This window comes from Streptosporangium sp. NPDC050284, assembly GCF_044459525.1.
Lineage (GTDB): Bacteria > Actinomycetota > Actinomycetes > Streptosporangiales > Streptosporangiaceae > Streptosporangium.
On the sequence record NZ_JBITIZ010000026.1, the window covers coordinates 1 to 15,977 of the forward strand.

At 68.8% G+C, this 15,977-nt stretch carries 18 protein-coding genes; 7 read left to right on the forward strand and 11 right to left on the reverse strand.

All coding sequences use genetic code 11. The annotated features are described in order from the left end of the window. Window positions 1-191 precede the first annotated feature (191 nt). Window positions 192-629, reverse strand: coding sequence for a nuclear transport factor 2 family protein (locus ACIBH4_RS36750; protein ID WP_362769000.1), 438 nt, complete (start codon window positions 627-629; stop codon window positions 192-194). Between the two features lie 199 nt (window positions 630-828). Here ACIBH4_RS36750 and ACIBH4_RS36755 point away from each other — a divergent pair, with 199 nt between their 5' ends. Next, complete coding sequence (locus ACIBH4_RS36755; RefSeq protein ID WP_362521290.1) at window positions 829-1,440, forward strand: TetR/AcrR family transcriptional regulator; 612 nt, start codon at window positions 829-831, stop codon at window positions 1,438-1,440. A 127-nt stretch (window positions 1,441-1,567) separates the two neighbouring features. Here the strand turns inward: ACIBH4_RS36755 and ACIBH4_RS36760 are convergent, their stop codons facing one another. Next, a complete protein-coding gene (locus ACIBH4_RS36760; RefSeq protein WP_362521293.1) occupies window positions 1,568-2,035 on the reverse strand; it encodes an Lrp/AsnC family transcriptional regulator in 468 nt (155 codons plus the stop codon). Between the two features lie 131 nt (window positions 2,036-2,166). Between ACIBH4_RS36760 and ACIBH4_RS36765 the strand changes: the two genes are divergently transcribed. Beyond that, window positions 2,167-3,054, forward strand: a complete 888-nt coding sequence (locus tag ACIBH4_RS36765) for a phenylalanine 4-monooxygenase (protein WP_362521301.1) — start codon at window positions 2,167-2,169, stop codon at window positions 3,052-3,054. Window positions 3,055-3,209: 155 nt separating this feature from the next. Beyond that, entirely contained in the window at window positions 3,210-4,199 is a 990-nt protein-coding gene (locus tag ACIBH4_RS36770; protein ID WP_362769003.1) for a serine hydrolase, read from the forward strand. A 34-nt stretch (window positions 4,200-4,233) separates the two neighbouring features. Here the strand turns inward: ACIBH4_RS36770 and ACIBH4_RS36775 are convergent, their stop codons facing one another. The 6 genes from ACIBH4_RS36775 to hisN all read right to left on the reverse strand — a co-directional run bounded on the left by ACIBH4_RS36775 (window position 4,234) and on the right by hisN (window position 9,954). Continuing rightward, complete coding sequence (locus tag ACIBH4_RS36775; protein WP_362521309.1) at window positions 4,234-4,953, reverse strand: response regulator transcription factor; 720 nt, start codon at window positions 4,951-4,953, stop codon at window positions 4,234-4,236. Between the two features lie 20 nt (window positions 4,954-4,973). After that, window positions 4,974-5,792, reverse strand: coding sequence for a phosphate ABC transporter ATP-binding protein PstB (gene pstB, locus ACIBH4_RS36780; protein ID WP_399173688.1), 819 nt, complete (start codon window positions 5,790-5,792; stop codon window positions 4,974-4,976). Window positions 5,793-5,830: 38 nt separating this feature from the next. After that, entirely contained in the window at window positions 5,831-6,721 is an 891-nt protein-coding gene (pstA, locus tag ACIBH4_RS36785) for a phosphate ABC transporter permease PstA (protein WP_362521312.1), read from the reverse strand. After that, window positions 6,721-7,662: a phosphate ABC transporter permease subunit PstC gene (gene pstC, locus ACIBH4_RS36790; protein WP_362769006.1), complete on the reverse strand. Its 942-nt coding sequence runs from the start codon at window positions 7,660-7,662 to the stop codon at window positions 6,721-6,723. The genes pstA and pstC overlap by 1 nt, the downstream gene beginning before the upstream one ends. After that, window positions 7,662-8,672: a PstS family phosphate ABC transporter substrate-binding protein gene (locus ACIBH4_RS36795; protein WP_362521323.1), complete on the reverse strand. Its 1,011-nt coding sequence runs from the start codon at window positions 8,670-8,672 to the stop codon at window positions 7,662-7,664. Before ACIBH4_RS36795 ends, pstC begins: the two co-directional genes overlap by 1 nt. A gap of 478 nt (window positions 8,673-9,150) precedes the next feature. Further along, window positions 9,151-9,954, reverse strand: a complete 804-nt coding sequence (hisN, locus tag ACIBH4_RS36800) for a histidinol-phosphatase (protein ID WP_362521330.1) — start codon at window positions 9,952-9,954, stop codon at window positions 9,151-9,153. Between the two features lie 139 nt (window positions 9,955-10,093). On the opposite strand from hisN, the gene ACIBH4_RS36805 reads away from it, so the two are divergent. Beyond that, window positions 10,094-10,537 carry a DUF4442 domain-containing protein gene (locus tag ACIBH4_RS36805; protein ID WP_362521333.1) on the forward strand — a complete coding sequence of 148 codons (444 nt, stop codon included), beginning with the start codon at window positions 10,094-10,096 and terminating at the stop codon, window positions 10,535-10,537. Window positions 10,538-10,615: 78 nt separating this feature from the next. Here ACIBH4_RS36805 and rsgA read toward each other — a convergent pair whose 3' ends face one another. Together rsgA and aroA are read right to left on the reverse strand one after the other, a co-directional pair. Next, complete coding sequence (gene rsgA, locus ACIBH4_RS36810) at window positions 10,616-11,674, reverse strand: ribosome small subunit-dependent GTPase A (RefSeq protein ID WP_362521490.1); 1,059 nt, start codon at window positions 11,672-11,674, stop codon at window positions 10,616-10,618. A gap of 67 nt (window positions 11,675-11,741) precedes the next feature. Further along, window positions 11,742-13,019: a 3-phosphoshikimate 1-carboxyvinyltransferase gene (gene aroA, locus ACIBH4_RS36815; RefSeq protein WP_362521340.1), complete on the reverse strand. Its 1,278-nt coding sequence runs from the start codon at window positions 13,017-13,019 to the stop codon at window positions 11,742-11,744. Between the two features lie 200 nt (window positions 13,020-13,219). Between aroA and ACIBH4_RS36820 the strand changes: the two genes are divergently transcribed. Beyond that, window positions 13,220-13,957: an SOS response-associated peptidase gene (locus ACIBH4_RS36820; RefSeq protein ID WP_362769009.1), complete on the forward strand. Its 738-nt coding sequence runs from the start codon at window positions 13,220-13,222 to the stop codon at window positions 13,955-13,957. Between the two features lie 11 nt (window positions 13,958-13,968). Here ACIBH4_RS36820 and ACIBH4_RS36825 read toward each other — a convergent pair whose 3' ends face one another. Then, window positions 13,969-14,706, reverse strand: coding sequence for a methyltransferase domain-containing protein (locus ACIBH4_RS36825; RefSeq protein WP_362521350.1), 738 nt, complete (start codon window positions 14,704-14,706; stop codon window positions 13,969-13,971). Between the two features lie 357 nt (window positions 14,707-15,063). Here ACIBH4_RS36825 and ACIBH4_RS36830 point away from each other — a divergent pair, with 357 nt between their 5' ends. Both ACIBH4_RS36830 and rsrA read left to right on the forward strand, forming a co-directional pair. Further along, window positions 15,064-15,600, forward strand: coding sequence for a sigma-70 family RNA polymerase sigma factor (locus ACIBH4_RS36830; RefSeq protein WP_386206211.1), 537 nt, complete (start codon window positions 15,064-15,066; stop codon window positions 15,598-15,600). Window positions 15,601-15,664: 64 nt separating this feature from the next. Next, a complete protein-coding gene (gene rsrA, locus ACIBH4_RS36835; protein ID WP_350949785.1) occupies window positions 15,665-15,931 on the forward strand; it encodes a mycothiol system anti-sigma-R factor in 267 nt (88 codons plus the stop codon). The last annotated feature ends 46 nt before the right edge of the window (window positions 15,932-15,977 follow it).

The window sequence follows — 15,977 nt, forward strand, 5'->3', positions numbered from 1 at the left end:
TCCCGGCGGCGCTCTGGCGGTGTTCCGGACTTCCAGGCGTTGAAGGCCAGGGCTCCCGAGCCTCCGCGTTCCGGGCCGGCAGGCGCGTAGGGGCAAGGGCTCCAGGGGAGCTCCCGGGCCTTTGTGAGGGGAAGGGGCTCGCCGTGAGACGGAAGCCCTTTTCGCTTCACGGGTGTTACCGGAGGTGACCGTCAGGTTCGCTGTGGCTGTCCAATGATCTCGATCATGGCCAGGGTGTTCTGGTATTCCCTCCAGTTGACGATTTTCCCGTTCCGCACCCTGAGAACCCCGATGAAGGGGGAAGACGCCTGCCGGCCGGTGGCGAGGACCCTGCCGGCGAGCTCGTACTCGACGACGATGACCTCGGGGTCGGTGGTCTCGTGAACGACCACGTCGCGGACCTCGTCCAAGGCGAACCGGTTGGCGAAGGCGGCCTGTTCAGGGCCGGAGAAGAGCAGGAACGCCTCCTTCCCCTCGTGTCGCCTGGCCATGCCAGGTGGCGCGAAGGGAATTTCGACGACGGCGTTCTCGGCCAGTTCGTTCCCGAAGCCGCCGAGGTTCTCCAGCCAGTGTCGCCGCACGCGCTCGAAGATCTCGCGGGGACCAGGAGCGAGGGTGGATTCGGTCATGGTGAATCCCTTCGTGACGGCCGTTGTGGCCACTAAGGTGAGTGGAAACTCATCTTTATAATCATGAGTGGTGACTCACTTTGTCAACGTCGTACCTCGCGCGCGAGGACGCCGCACTTCGTGGGCACGAGCAGAGCCGGCAGGGGGCGAACATCGAGACGGGCAGGCGGCAGGGGCGAGGACAAGGAAGACTGGCTGGATGACCACCACGAATCCTTCGGCGGGTGAGACGGGTGCGTCCGGTGGCGCCAGGCCGTTGCGTGCGGACGCCCAGCGCAACCGCGACCGCATCCTCGCCGCCGCCGAGGCCGTCTTCGCCGAGAAGGGCACCTCCGCGTCGACCGAGGAGGTCGCCGCCCGTGCGGGGGTGGCCATCGGCACGGTCTTCAAGCACTTCCCGACGAAGCAGGCTCTGCTTCAGGCCATCATGAAAGGCCTCTTGAGCAGGTTGGACGGGGAGATGGCCGTGCTCGCCGACGATGACGCTCCTGGGGAAGCGCTGTTCACCTTCGTCGCCCGTATGGTCGAGCAGGCGGCGCGGAAGAGGACGGTCGTCGGCCTCCTGGCCGAGACAGGTGTCGACCTCCAGGTCGCGAGTTCGGTGCGGGTGTTGCGCGACGGGATCGAGACGCTTCTGGTCCGCTCCCAGGAGGCCGGTACGGTTCGTGAGGACGTCCGTCTCGACGAGGTGATCGCCCTGCTGACCGGCATATGTCAGGGGGCACTCCACGCGGGCTGGGACGACGACCTGAGGCGTCGCACGCTGGCCATCGTCTTCGCCGGTCTACGGACGCCTGAGGCCCGCCGATGACCCATCTCCCGGCCCACCGAGGGGAAGTAGGGCCGCAGAGGGGATCGCGGGCGCGAGCTCACGGCATCTACGACGTCGCGGACGTCCTCGGCTGAAGCAAAGTCGCAGGAGGGGAGAGCGAGCGGCCTCAGGCGCCGGAGGCGGCGCGGAGCAGGGGCTCGATCCGGTAGGGGACCTGGATGGAGAGGGCGATCGTGGTGTCCGTCCGCTGGACCGCGGGCGAGGCCAGGATGCGGGCGATGATCTCCTGGAGGTCGGGGGTGCTGCGGGCGACCACCCGGCAGAGCAGGTCGGCCTGGCCGCTCGTGCCGTACACCTCCAGGATCTCGGGAAGTGATTCCAGGGCCTGGACGGCCTCGTCCAGGCGCCCCTGGGCGATCTGCAGTGAGACGAACGCGAGGATCGGGTATCCGGCGCCCTCGGGGGTGACGGTGGGGCCGAAGTCGGCGATGACACCGCGGGCGATCAGCTTCTCGACGCGGGCCTGCACGGTGCCCCGGGCCACGCCGAGCAGGCGGGCCAGCTCGGTCAGGCCGATGCGCGGGTTGGCGCGCATGGTGACCAGGAGGCGGCCGTCCAGCTCGTCGATCGACATCTCCTCGGGTCCTCGTGAGATTGGGCGATTCGACCAGCATAGACGAGGTGCCACGGTACGTTTCTGTGCGGATCGCCCAGTACAACTGGCTGCTCTTGCCAACGTTTCCGGATATTGCTGTCATTTCATTTATGTTCGAGGAAGCGCAGTACTTCGCACCGGTGGCGACCCGTGACGACGGCTCGATCGAGGTCGAGCTCGGCACCGGTCATCCCGGTTTCGCCGATCCGGTCTACCGCGCGCGCCGCAACGCGATCGCCGCGCTCGCCATGGAGTACGTGCCGGGTACGCCCATCCCGACAGCCGAGTACACCGACCAGGAGCACGAGGTGTGGGCCCTGGTCAGCCGGGAGCTGGGCCTGAAACACCACAAGTACGCGACCGTCGAGTATTTGCGCGCGGCCGATCGGCTCGGGCTGCCCGCCGAGCGCATCCCGCAGCTCCAGGAGGTGAGCGAGCTGCTGGAACCGCTGACCGGGTTCCGCTACGTCCCGGCCGCCGGGTTGGTGCCGCTCAGGGATTTCTACGGTGTCCTGGCGGACGGGCTCTTCCACTCCACGCAGTACATCCGGCACCACTCCACGCCGCTGTACACGCCGGAGCCCGACGTGATCCACGAGGTGATCGGGCACGCCAACGCGCTGGCCTCCGACCGCTACTCGCGGCTCTACCGCCTGGCGGGAGCGGCGGCCCGGCGGGTCGAGAGCAAGGGGGCGCTGGAGTTCATCTCGAAGATCTTCTGGTTCACGATGGAGTTCGGCGTGATGACGGACCAGGGCGAGCTGCGGGCGTACGGCGCGGGCATCCTGTCCTCGTACGGGGAGATCGAGGAGTTCCGGGGGATGGACATCCGCCCGCTGGACATCGCCGCCATGGGCACTACGCACTACGACATCACGAAATATCAGGACGTACTCTTCCGGGCGGAGTCGCTGGAGCATCTTGAGGACGTCGTCGGGGACTTCTGGGCGACCTGCGATGACGAGGTCATCACCCGGCTAATCGCGGACGTTCGCTAAGAGCGGGCATCGGTCCGGCGGGATGTTCTATAGCGCACGCCCTGTTTCAGACTAGATTTCGCTTGATCGTCTTATTGCTATGTGTAGTGGGATATATCCCGATCGTCATGTAATGGGGGAGACGGTTGGGGTGGAGGATGGGAGTAAGGAAACGGGTGGCCGCAGCCGCTGTCCTGCTGGTCACCACGCAGGCCGCCGCCTGCAGCACGTGCCAGGGCCTGACACCGGTGAGCATGCCGCTGCCCTCCCCCGCGCGGCAGGCCGCCCCTGTCGCGCCGTCGCCGAGCCCTCCTGCCGTGCCGTTCCTGGCCGTGGTCCCGGCGCCCGTCTTCCCCGGCGCCGGGGCAGCTCACGACTCAGGACGGGTACGCGCCGCCCGCTCACCGAGGATCCTCCCCAAGGAGCTCGGCCGGAGCCTCGACGTGTATCTCGCCGGGTACGGCGGCAGAACCGCCGCCTCGGTGAGCGACCTGGGCACCGGCCGGCGCTACCACTACCATCAGGCCCTGCAGCTGCCGTCGGCCAACACCTCCAAGGTGAGCATCCTGACCGCACTACTGCTCGGGACGCGCTGGCATCGGCTCGGTGAGCGGGCCAGGTCCGACGCGAGAAACATGATCCGCTTCAGCGACAACGAGGCGGCCGACCGGCTGTACGAACGGATCGGGCTGGAGTCCGGCCTTGCCGGTGCGAACCGCAGGCTCGGTCTCAAACGTACCTACACCCCCAGCGGGGGGTGCGCGGCCCAGTACTGCTGGGGCGTCGCGCAGACCACCGCGGAGGACCAGATCCGGCTGGTCAGGGCTCTGGCCACCGGTAAGAGTCCGCTGGCTCCCGCGGAACGCCGCAGGGCGCTCGGACTGATGAAAAGGGTGACGCCCGAGCAGAGGTGGGGGATCAGCGCGGGGGCGTGCGAGGGCGACCAGGTGTCACTGAAGAACGGCTGGCTGCGGCACGCGGCGAACGGGCGCTGGGCGGTCGCGAGCGCCGGGCTGATCCGCGGGCACGGGCACGACTACGCGGTGGCCGTCCTCACCGATGACAGCCCGAGCATGGAGACGGGCATCGCAAGGGTCGAGGGCGTGGCCGAGCGCCTCATGGCCGCCTTCAGGGGCGGGCTCGGTTGCGAGGCGGCCGCGAACTGAGCCGAGCGCCTTCGCGACCCGCGGGAGGCAGGCGTTACGTCGTCCTGTCGACCAGCCGGTATCCCACTCCTCGCACGGTCTGGATCAGCCGGTCGTCGGTGTCGCCCAGGCGGGCGCGGAGGCGCTTGACGTGCACCGCGATGGTGTTGGTCGAGGTCGTGTCGGTGGAGTGCCAGACGTGCCGCATGATCTGCTCCCGCGTCACCGTGCGGTGCGCGTTGCGCATCAGGTAGTGCAGCAACTCGAACTCGCGCAGCGGCAGGTGGACGATCCTGCCGTCGACCTTGACCTGGTAGGCGTTGACGTCGAGTTCCACCCTGCCGACCGCGAGTGCCCTGCGGGTCCCGGACTCGCCGTTGAAGGCGGAGTGGATCAGGGGAAGCAGTTCGGGCACCCGGTAGGGCCGGGCCACGCACGCGGTGGCTCCGGCCGCCAGCGCCTGGACGGCCTGCTGGGCGTGACCGTCGCCCACGCCCAGCAGGACGGGGATCGCCCGCGTCAGCCGTACCGCGCGGACGAACTCCACCGCCCCTATGACCGGCAGCGAGGCGCTGACGAGAACGACGTCGGGGCGCAGCGCTCCGGCCTGCAACAGGGCCTGGGCGCCGTCGGTGACGCCCATGACCTGCAAGCCTTCGCGTTCCAGGGCCGTGGCCAGGTCGTGGACCATGGCCGCCTCGGGATCGGCCACCAGCAGCATGGGCGCCGTCCGTGTGTCCCCGTCCACCTCTGGTGCCGTCTGCGGCTGGATCACCAGGATCCTCCAATGTGGGGTTAGCCGAAGCGGCCGGTGATGTAATCCTCGGTCCGCTTGTCGCTGGGATTGGTGAAGATGCGGCTCGTCTCGTCGAACTCCACCAGACGGCCGTGTCGCACTCCGTCCTCGTCCACCTCGGCGGTGAAGAAGGCCGTGCGGTCCGAGACGCGGGCGGCCTGCTGCATGTTGTGGGTGACGATGACGATCGTGTAGTCGCGCGTCAGCTCCTGCATCAGGTCTTCGATCTTGGTGGTCGCGATCGGGTCCAGGGCCGAGCAGGGCTCGTCCATCAGGATGACGTCGGGCTTCACCGCGATCGCCCGCGCGATGCACAGGCGCTGCTGCTGTCCGCCGGACAGGGAGAGCGCGTTCTGCTTGATCTTGTCCTTGACCTCGTCCCAGAGCGCGGCCTTGGTGAGCGCCTCCTCGACGATCTCGTCCATGTTGCCCCTGGTCCCGTTGACCCGCGGACCGTAGGCGATGTTGTCGTAGATCGACTTGGGGAAGGGGTTCGGCTTCTGGAAGACCATGCCGATCCGGCGGCGGACCTCGATCGGGTCCACGTGGTCGCCGTACAGGTTCTCGTCGTGGTACCGGATCTCGCCGACCGCGCGGGCGCCGGGGATCAGGTCGTTCATCCGGTTGAAGCAGCGGAGCACGGTGCTCTTGCCGCAGCCGGAGGGGCCGATCATGGCCGTGATCTCGCGGTTGCCGATGGTCAGGTTGACCCCGCGCACCGCCTCGTAGTCGCCGTAGAAGACGCTGAGGTCGGAGACGGTGAAGACCGGGTCGAGGGCTTCGATGGTGCGGGGGACTTCGGGTCCGCGCACGTTCACGTTCGGCACGGAAATTCCAATCTCGGACATCTCTTACCTCACCAGCGCTTCTGATAGCGGTTACGGAGCCAGATGGCGACGGAGTTCATCAGGAGCAGGATCGCCAGCAGGATCACGATCGCCGCCGCGGCGAGAATGGCGAACTCCTCCTGGGGGCGGCTGATGAAGCTGTAGATCTGCAGCGGCAGGACGGTGAAGCTGCTCCAGACGCCCTCGGGGTTGAACCGGACGAGCGTCGCGGCACCGAGCATCAGGAACGGGGCGGCCTCGCCGATCGCGCGGGAGAGTGCCAGGATCGAGCCCGTCGCGATGCCCGGGATGGATGCCGGGAGCACCTGCCGATAGATGGTCTGCCACTGGGTGGCGCCCAGTGCGAGCGAGCCCTCGCGGATCGACGGCGGCACCGCGCGGATCGCCTCGCGGGCGGAGATGATCACGATGGGCAGTACGAGCAGCGAGATCGTGACCGCGCCGGTCATGACGGTGAAGCCGAACTGCATCCAGCGGGCGATGATGCCCAGTCCGAGGATGCCGTAGACGATCGAGGGAACGGCCGCCAGGTTGGAGATGTTCAGCTCGATCAGCTTGTTGTACCACTTGGTCCTGTCGGCGTACTCCTCAAGGTAGATCGCCGCGAGGATGCCGGTGGGCAGGGCCATGAGCGCGGTGAGCCCGATGATCCACAGGGTGCCGAAGATGCCCGACTGGATACCGGAGGTCTCCGGGCGGCGGATCGAGGGCTGGTTCTCCCACAGCATCGAGTTGAGCCGCGGCCAGCCCTCCTCGACGACGTATACCAGCAGCATGACCAGGAACAGGAGGGCGATCGCGAGGCTGGCCAGCAGCGCGATGCGGAAGAGGTGTTCCTTGAGGGGGCGCCCCTTGCTCGCCAGCTGTACGGCCGAGCGTGGGGTGGAGAGGATGGCCATCAGTCGTAGACCTCGCGATACTTCTGGACCATGCGGGCGCTGAGGTAGTTCATCGCGAAGGTGATCACGAAGAGCAGGGAACCCACCGCGAAGATGGTCTTGTAGGCGATCGAGCCGACCGAGGCGTCACCGGAGCCGGCCTGGGCGATGAAGGCCGCCATCGTGGACATCTCATCGCCCGGGTAGAGCGTGAAGACGGATTTGAAACCGCCGGCGATCGCGACGATCATCGTCTCGCCCGCGGCCCGGGAGATCGCCAGGATGACGGCGGCGACGATGCCGGAGAACGCGGCGGGGACGACGACGCGCACCGAGGTGAGCATCTTGGAGGCACCGAGGGCGTAGGAGCCCTCGCGCAGACCGTTCGGCACCGCGGCCATCGCGTCCTCGGACAGCGACGCGACGATCGGAATGATCATCACGCCGACCAGGAGGCCTGCGGCGAGCGCGTTCTTGCCGTCCAGTTCCAGAAAGGGGAAGAGGTCCCTCAGCAGCGGGGTGACGAAGGTGAGGGCGAAGAAGCCGAAGACCACCGTCGGGACGCCCGCGAGGACCTCGAGCACCGGCTTGAAGATCTTGCGGGTCCTGTGGGAGGCGTACTCCGACAGGTAGATCGCGGAGGCCAGTCCGAGCGGGACGGCGACCACGACGGCGATCAGGGTGATCTCCACGGTGGCGACGATGAGCGGCCACACGCCGAACGCCGGCGGGTTGAACAGCGGACCCCAGTCGGTGGAGCCGAAGAACTCCCCGAAGCTCACCGAAGCGAAGAACTCGATGGTCGGTTCGAGGAGCGCGAGGACGATGCCGATCGTGGTCGCCACCGACACCATCGCCGCGGCCAGGAGAATGACCTTGATGACGGACTCGCCGTAACGCGGGCGCGACCGCGCCAGGGACACCGGGGTCCCTGGAACGGTCGTGCGGTGCTGAGCCGACATCAGCCGGCGCTCTTCAGCGTGGTGATGTCAGCCTTGAGCTTGGCCTCCTGCTCGGCGTTGAGCGGGATGAACTTCGCGTCCGTGGCGATCGCGTGGATGTTGGCCGCGTAGAAGTCGAGGAAGGCCGCGACCTCGGGCCGCTTCACCGCGGTGGCGGAGGGGTAGACGAACAGCGGGCGGGCGAGCGGGGTGTACTTGCCGCCCTGGGCCGACTCGACGCTCGGGGCCACGCAGCCCTCGCCGGAGTCGATCTCCACGGCCTTCAGCTTGTCGGCGTTCTCCTCGAAGTAGGTGAAGCCGAAGTAGCCCAGGCCACCCTTGGCGCCGGCGACACCGGTGACGATGTCGTTGTCGTTCTCGCTCGGGCTGTAGTCCTTGCGGCTCGCGCCCTCCTCACCGTTGATCTCGTCGGTGAAGTAGTCGAAGGTGCCGGAGTCGGTGCCGGGGCCGTAGAGCTTGAGCGGCTCGGCCGGGAACTTGGCGTCGACGTCCTTCCAGGTCTGGACCTTGCCCTCGGCGGCCGGCTCCCAGATCTTCTTGAGCTGGTCGGTGGTGAGGCAGGTGGCCCAGTCGTTCTCCTTGGGAACCACCACGGTCAGCGCGTCGACGGCCACCGTGAGCTCGGTGAAGTTGATGCCCTTCGCCTCGCAGGCGGCCTTCTCCTCGTCCTTGATCGCACGAGAGGCGTTCGAGATGTCCGTCTCGCCGGCGCAGAACTTCTCGAAGCCGCCGCCGGTGCCCGAGGTGCCGACCGGCACCTTCACCTGCGGCTGCTCCTCGCCGAAGAGCTCGGAGGCCGCCTGGGTGAGGGGGGCCACGGTGCTGGAGCCATCGATCTTGACCTCGCCGCTCAGGGCCGCACCGGCCCCGGCGTCGGCAGAGGAGGCGCTGGTGGCGGCGGTGGTGCTGCCGTCACTGTTGGGCTTGGCGTCGCCACCACACGCGGCCGCGAGCGATACGACGAGCGCGGCCGTCGCCACCGCGCTGAGGCGGCGCTGTCCACTGGTCACGGTATGTTCCTTCTCCGTAGTGAGATCCGTTCTCGATGACTTCGATAAAAGTGGGGCAAAGTGAACGGAGATGAAACGAGCCATGACCGGGGCCGGAAGAGGTAGGCCCACGGATGTGAATACCGGTGCGTCGACGGGAGTTCGATCTCGGTTTCCGCTCCCGTACGCCCGGTGAGCGGGGCGTCGGGGACTCCCAGGTCCGGGCGTGCCCCGGCGAGGAGGCCGCGTCGCGGGAACGTTCCCGGCTCAGGCCGGGATCTTCCGGACTTGCCGCTTTGTTCATCTTCCCGACATCCGGCGGAAGGTAACGCGGCCGGATCCGCGACGCGGCGCTTGAACGGAACCGCGGGTGCACGCTCCCGATCGGAGAGGCGGCGGCCCTGCGAGCGGGTGGGCGCCCCCCGCGCCCCTCGCCAGAGGACGGTCGGCGGGGAGGGGGACGAACCGCTGGGCGGGGAGGGTGAGAGGGGGCGAACCGCTAGGCGGGGAGGGTGAGCGGCCCGTCGCCGAGGCGCTTGAGGACCTCGCCGTGCAGGGAGCCGTTGCTGCACAACAGGCTGCCGCCGTCGACGTCGGGAACGCCGGACAGGTCGGTCCAGATGCCGCCCGCCTCCTCGACGATCACGGTCAGCGCCGCGATGTCCCAGCGGGAGAGTTCCGGCTCCGCCGACACGTCGACCGCGCCCTCGGCGACCAGCATGTGTGACCAGAAGTCGCCGTAGGCGCGGCTACGCCAGACGGAACGGTTCAGGTCGAGGAACGCGTCGAGCTTCCCGGCCTCCTCCCAGCCGCCGATGCTGGAGTAGGAGAACGAGGCGTCCTCCAACTGGGTGACGGAGGAGACCTGGCACTTGGTGGCCTTGGTGAGGCTCTTGCCGGTCCAGGCGCCGCTGTCGCGGGCCGCCCACCAGCGGCGGCCGAGCGCGGGGGCGGAGACGAGGCCCACGACGACGCGGCCCCGGTCCATCAGGGCGATGAGCGTGGCCCAGACGGGCACTCCGCGCACGTAGTTCTTGGTGCCGTCGATCGGATCGATGATCCAGGAGCGCTCTCCGTGGCCGCTCGCGCCGAACTCCTCGCCGATGACGGCGTCGCGCGGCCGGGCCCGGCCGAGGGCGGCGCGGATCGCCTCCTCCGCTGCCTGGTCGGCGTCACTCACCGGTGTGAGGTCGGGTTTGGTCTCCACGCGCAGATCCATGGACTTGAACCGGCGCATGGTCAGATCGTCGGCCGCGTCGGCCATGACGTGCGCGAGGCGAAGATCGTCGTTGTAACCCGTCACGGGCGTCAACGCTATCGTGTCGACGGCCGAATGGCGGAGATCGGGGAGCAAGCGGAACAATCGTGTCGCGTCCTACCAGGCCGGGATACCACGTGAAACATCCGTTGGCATCGGTGTTACTCGCGAGTAGCATTCCGGTATGACCTTTGACGTGGGTGACTTCATGCTGCAGAGCGTCCCGTTCGCCAGGACGCTGGGCATCTCGTTCGACAAGGTGGAACCGGGCTTCGCCGTCGCCCGCATGGCGGACCGGGCGGAGCTGCACAACCACGTGGGAGGTCCGCACGCCGGAGCCCTGTTCAGCGTCGCGGAGACGGCCTCCGGCGCCGCGATGCTCTCCACCTTCGGCGACCAGTTGTCACGGGCCACCCCGCTGGCCAAGAGCGCGGCGATCCGCTACCTCAAGCTCGCGAAGGGCGAGGTCGTCGCTGAGGCCCGCCTCCGGGCGTCCCGCGAGGAGGTCGTGGCCACACTGGACGCGGGGGAGCGCCCCGAGTTCGACGTCGCCGTCGAGATCAGGACCGCCGACGGCACCCTCGTGTCCGAGATGACCGTCGCCTGGGCCTTCCGGTTGAACCACTGACGCGTCGCACCCCTTGACGTCGCGGCGCACGCTCGTCGCCGGTCCGCCTCGCCTCCCGGGGCGGTCACCGGCGCGTCCTCAGGACTGGTCGTCGTCGGAGGAGCCCTCGCGGCTGGCGAGCAGGCGGCGCAGGGAGGCGAGCCGGACCGGGTCGGCGTGCCCGGCCGCCACCCAGGCGTCCAGAGCGCACTCGTCGGAGAGGTGGTTGCAGCCCTTCGGGCACTGGACGGTGCCCTCGACCAGGTCAGGGAAGCCCGCCAGGACCGTCTCCACCGAGACATGGGCGAGCCCGAAGCTGCGCACCCCGGGGGTGTCGATGATCCAGCCGCCCTCCGGCAGCTCCAGGGCGACGGCCGAGGTGGAGGTGTGACGGCCCCGGCCGGTCACCGCGTTCACGTGTGAGACGGCCCGGTTGGCGTCCGGGACCAGGGCGTTGACCAGCGTCGACTTGCCCACCCCCGAATGGCCGACGAGCACGCTGATCCGGCCCTTCAGACGCTCTCGCACCTCTTCCAGGCCACCGCCCTTCTGGACCACCACGTACGGGACCCCGAGGGGGTCGTACAGCGAGACGAGCTCGTCGGGTGCGGCGAGGTCGGACTTGGTGAGGCAGAGCAGCGGATCGATGTCGGCGTCGAAGGCCGCGACCAGCATCCGGTCGATCATGCGGGGCCTGGGCGGCGGATCGGCCAGGGCCGTCACGATGACGAGCTGGTCGGCGTTGGCGACCACCGGACGCTCGATGCCGTCGGTGTCGTCGGTGTCGTCCGCCGAGCGGCGCAGCATGGAGGCGCGGGGCTCCACCCGCACGACGCGGGCGAGCGTGTCGGCCATGCCGGAGACGTCGCCCACCAGGGCCACCCGGTCGCCGACCACGATGCCCTTGCGGCCGAGCTCGCGCGCCTTCATGGCGACCACGACCCTGCCGCTCATCGCGGCGCCCTCGGCCTGGTCCTTCTTACGGCGGCGGCCCTTCTCACCCGCCGACTCGACCAGGCACGTGTAGCGCCCGCGGTCGACGGCGACCACGAACGCCGCGACCGCGTCCTCGTGGGCAGGGCGAATCCGGGTCCGGGGCCGGGATCCCTTTCCCGGCCTGACCCTGACGTCGTCCTCGTCGTACTCGCGCTTTCTCAGTTTCTCCGCCTTCTCCGGCCCGGCGCGTCCCCGAGGAGGACCGCGGGGCCTACCGGCCGCTCGCCCCTCACCGCGCGCCGCGCAGCATATCCGCCCACATGGCGGCGAACTCGGGAAGGGTTTTACCCGTGGTGGCGATGTCCTCCACCTCGACGCCCGGCACGGCCAGCCCGATCACCGCTCCGGCGGTCGCCATCCGGTGGTCGGCGTAGGAGTGGAACACCCCGCCGGTGAGCGGGCGGGGCCTGATCTCCAGACCGTCCTCGGTCTCGTTCGCGTCACCGCCGAGGCCGTTGATCTCGGCGACGAGGGCGGCGAGCCGGTCGGTCTCGTGCCCACGGATGTGGGCGACGCCGCCGATCCTGCTGGGTGAGCTCGCCAGGGTGGCGAGCGCGGCGATCGTCGGGGTGAGCTCGGACACGTCGCGCAGGTCGGCCTCGATGCCGACGATCCGCCCGGTGCCGGTGACCGACAGTCCCTCGGGCGTGTGCTCCACCGAGGCGCCCATGTCCGCCAGCAGCGTACGAAGCTGGTCGCCAGGCTGGGTCGTCCGTGCGGGCCATGCGGGGATGGTGACCGTGCCGCCGGTCACCATGGCGGCGCACAGGAAGGGCGCCGCGTTGGACAGGTCGGGCTCCACGGTGAAGTCCCGCGCCCCGATGGGGCCGGACTCGACCCGCCAGACGTCGGGCTCGGAGTCGTCCACCACGACGCCGAACTCCCTGAGCATCTGGACGGTCATCTGGATGTGCGGCTGAGAGGGGATCGGCGGGCCCTCGTGGCGCACCGTCACGCCCTTCTCGAAGCGCGCCCCCGCGAGCAGCAGGCCGGAGAGGAACTGCGACGAGCCCGAGGCATCGAGCCTCACCTCGCCGCCCGCCAGCGGTCCTCGTACGGTGAACGGCAGCGCGTCGCCCGTCACCTCGGCGCCGAGGGCGCGCAGCGCGCGTAGGATCGGGCCCATCGGGCGCTTGCGGGCGTGCGGGTCGCCGTCGAAGAAGACCTCGCCCTCGGCGAGCGCCGCCATCGGCGGCACGAAGCGCATGACCGTGCCGGCCAGCCCCACGTCGATACGGGCACCACCGGTGACGGGGCCGGGCGTGATCGCCCAGTCGACGCTGGAGGCGCTCTCGTTGGAGGGGACCATCGTCGCGCCCAGCGTCCGCAGCGCGTTCGCCATCAGGTCGGCGTCGCGGCTGCGCAGCGCCAGGCGTACCGTTCCCGGTCCGTCGGCCAGCGCGGCGAGCAGGAGCGCACGGTTGGTCACGGACTTCGAGCCGGGCAGGGGGACGGTCGCGCGGACGGGTTCGGTCGCGGTCGGCGCGGGCCACAGCGGAGCGGACATGGGCAAAAGCCTACCGGTGCCCGCCTCGCGCCGCCCGTGCGTGCCGTGGGGACGGATGGGACGATGGGGACGACAGGGACGACAGGGACGACGGGGACGGAGGGACGGCCGGGCTCGGGTGGGGGCGGGCCGGAGGGCGACAAGATCGGAAAACGGGGTCGGGAACGTCCCGGCGTGTCGCGGCGTGGCAAAGTGGAGGTATGTGCGGGAGATACGCGTCTGCGCGGGGCAAGCAGGAGTTGCTGGAGGAGTTCCAGGTCGAGCTCGACGGAGCGGCCGACGAGGAACTCGGGCCCGACTACAACGTCGCGCCCACGAAACCGGTGTACGCGGTGATGAGCCGGGTGCCGAAGTCGGCGCCGGGTGACCGGCCGATCCGGCAGCTCCGCGTGGTCCGCTGGGGACTCGTCCCCGCCTGGGCGAAGGACCCGTCCATCGGATCCAAGATGATCAACGCGCGGGTGGAGACGGTGGCCGAGAAGCCCGCCTACCGCAAGGCGTTCGCCGAGCGCAGGTGCCTCATCCCCGCGGACGGTTACTACGAGTGGGCCGTGCTGGACGAGAAGGACGCCAAGGGGAAGCCGAAGAAGCAGCCCTACTTCGTCCGCCCCGCCGACGGCGGCGTGATGGCGATGGCGGGACTGTACGAGTTCTGGCGGGACCGGGGCCGCGCCGACGACGACCCGCTCTCGTGGCTGGTGACCTGCACCATCATCACGACCGACGCCGTGGACGAGGCGGGCAGGGTCCACGACCGCATGCCGATGCTGATCGAGCGCGACCGCTGGGGCGAGTGGCTCGACCCGGGGGTGCCCGACGCGAAGGGGTTCCTGATCCCGGCGGGCTCCACGGGCCTGGAGATCCACCCGGTCTCCACCGCCGTGAACTCGGTGCGGAACAACAGCCCCGAGCTCGTCGAGCCCCTGAAGGAGGGCTAGACGGATCCCCGCTAGGGGCGCCGGGCGCTGGCCACCAGGTGGATGCCCACCGTGTCGTCGTCGTCCGGATGGGTGTCCAGCTCGGTGTTGACCAGCCAGGTGAGCGCGCTGGAGTCGGAGGCGAGCACGTGGTCGACCGTCGAGGGGGACAGCACCGTGCGGGGCCGTACCCACTCGACCTCCAGCCCGGCGTCGGTGAGCAGCTCGCGGAGCTGTGCGCTGCTGAAGCAGCGGGTGATGCTGCCGTCGGGCCAGGGCACGAGCATGACCTCGCCGGTCTGGCGCAGATGGGCCCAGTAGTTCTGCTCGGCGAGGATCGCCATCCCCAGCACCAGGGAGTCGACGCAGACCAGGGCACGGCCGCCGGGACGCAGGACCCGGGCGATGTCGTCGACCGCGGACTCGGCCATGAGCTCCACCGACATCGCGCGCTCCTCGGCGAGCACGGCGTCCACGCTGCTGTCGGGCAGGAAGCGCAGGTCGTCGGCACGCACCTGGCTCACCCTGGAGATGTCGTGCGGCGGCTGGCCGTCCGCGGGCCTGCGGAAGTCGACCACCTCGACCACCCGATGCCCCGACTTCGCCGCCTGGACACCCCAGCGGCCGTCCCCACAGGACATGTCGAGGACGGTGGACGGTTTTTCCGGCAGCCATCGGCTCAGTTGCTCGGTCACGACCGCGTGGTAAAAGGTCCAGTACGGCCCGAGCGCACCTGAGCCGTTCAGCTCTTCGGCCGGGATGGGCAGCACAAGCAGCTCCTGGCGTCGGGAGGATCCGGTGGTCTTTCAACTACCTGCCGGTACGTATCTTCTTTTTCCCCGTACCGGGTCGTTCGTCACCTTCTATCTTGCGGGAACAGATGGCGGTGCGGGTGTGTTGCAAGCGGACAACGCACGATCCTTTCGGAGGTTGGCAAGCAGATGCTCGCCTTGATCGAACCCGTCACCCGCCCCGGTGATCGGTCTATCCCCGTCGAGCGGGTATTCTCCGCTCAGTACGGTGTCCCGCGTCAGCAGGACTCCGGCGATCTTAAGGGGGTGGGTCAGGTCCCTGCGACAGACGAGGAGACTCTGGAGCAGCGGAGCACACGGTTCGAGCGGGATGTCATGCCCTATCTCGACCAGCTTTACTCCGCCGCGCTTCGGATGACCCGGAACCCCGCGGACGCCGAGGACCTTCTTCAGGAGACCTTCGCGAAGGCCTTCGCGTCCTTCCACCAGTTCCAGCAAGGCACGAACCTCAAGGCGTGGCTTTACCGGATCCTGACGAACACTTTCATCAACAATTACCGCAAGAAGCAGCGGGAGCCCAAGCAGTCGGGCGCCGAGGAGATCGAGGACTGGCAGCTCGCCAGGGCCGAGTCGCACACCTCGGCGGGGCTGAAGTCGGCGGAGATCGAGGCGCTTGAGCACCTCCCCGACACCGACGTGAAGCAGGCGCTGGCCGCGCTTCCCGAGGAGTTCCGCATCGCGGTCTACCTCGCCGACGTCGAGGGCTTCCCGTACAAGGAGATCGCCGACATCATGGGGACCCCCATCGGGACCGTGATGTCGCGGCTGCACCGTGGCCGCCGCCAGTTGCGGACCCAACTTGAGGACTACGCCCGCGAGCGTGGCCTGGTTCCCGCGGAAGGTGCGAAGTGAGTGCGCGAGACAGGAACGACGAACCCGTCGGCACGGGCCTCTCGGCCAAGGGCGGGGTGATCGCGTGAGCTGCGGCGACCACCACGACACCGACTGCCGCGAGGTCCTGGACAAGGTCTACACCTACCTCGACGGTGAGCTCGACGAGAGCAACTGCGCCGAGATCCGCGTGCATCTGGACGAGTGCCACCCCTGCCTGGAGGAGTACGGCCTGGAGCAGGTCGTCAAGCAGCTCGTCGCCAAACACTGCGGTTGCGACCAGGTCTCGGCCGACCTGAGGGCGAAGGTGCTCAGCCGTATCGACCAGGTGCGCTCCGAACTGGCTCGCTGACCTCCTAGGATCTGTCGTACGGCCTTGGCCATACGACAATGGGGGT